Origin of the sequence: Paenirhizobium naphthalenivorans (assembly GCF_007992095.1) — a bacterium.
Classification (GTDB): domain Bacteria; phylum Pseudomonadota; class Alphaproteobacteria; order Rhizobiales; family Rhizobiaceae; genus Allorhizobium; species Allorhizobium naphthalenivorans.
Genome location: NZ_BJZP01000114.1, coordinates 1 through 965 on the forward strand (window position 1 = coordinate 1; position 965 = coordinate 965).

The following is a 965-nucleotide window of genomic DNA, read 5'->3' on the forward strand; positions in this document are numbered from 1 at the left end:
AGTCCCGCCCTTCGGCTGCAGATCGACGATCTCGCCGAGTTCTTCCTCCAGATCAATATCGATCGGTGTCGGCTCGCCATTGTAGAGATCGGCCGGCAGGAGGTCGATGGCAGCGGCGAGGGCAGTTTCCAAATCCACTCCATCGCGTGGGCGGCATGTGTAGGTCTCGCCGAACGGGCCGGAGGTCAGGGCGTGTGTGCCGAGCACGAAGTCCGGATGCCGACCAAACCAGCGATTGACCCTAATGGCGCCTTCGTCCTCGTTGGCCGGCCTGATCTCATCGACATCGAGCCACAGCTGATTTCCCTCGGGCTCGCCGGGCTTGCGCTTGCGGAAGAAGAGGATGTCAACGACAACATCCGTGCCGGCGTCACGGCGAAAGCTGCCTTCAGGTAGCCGCATCGCTGCGATCAGGTCGGCCGACTTGGCGATATGCTCGCGTGCCGTGGTATCGGCCTTGTCCATCGTACCATGCGATGTGACAAAGGCTGCGAGCGCGCCGGGCTTCAACAGGTCAATCGACCGGGCGATGAAATAGTCGTGCAGGCGAAATCCTAGCGACCGGTAAGCGCGGTCCGAGCGGACGGTGCGATCGGAGAAGGGTGGATTGCCGATGGCGAGATCGTAGATCGGCGCCAGATCCGTGCGGGCAAAGTCGCCATTGATGATCCGCGCCTTCGGCTGAAGCAGGCGGGCGATGCGGGCGGTGACCGGATCGAGTTCAATCCCGGTCACATAGGCGACGTCGCGATATGGCTCCGGCATCAGGGCCGGGAACAGCCCCGTGCCGATGCCAGGTTCCAGCACCCGGCCCCCGCGCCAGCCCAGTTTCTGGACCCCAGCCCAGATTGCTGCGATGATGAACTCCGGCGTAAAATGCGCATATTGGGTGCAGCGGGCAAGCGACGCGTAGTCGCTCTCGCAAACCGCGGTTTCGAGCGAAGAACCAATATCGTCCCAGCCTT

Annotated in this window: 1 protein-coding gene; it reads right to left on the minus strand. The window is 62.7% G+C overall.

Going from position 1 to position 965, the window contains the following annotated elements; genetic code table 11:
* On the minus strand, window positions 1–965 hold a 965-nt coding region (locus tag RNA01_RS23415; protein ID WP_147182462.1), incomplete at both ends, for an N-6 DNA methylase.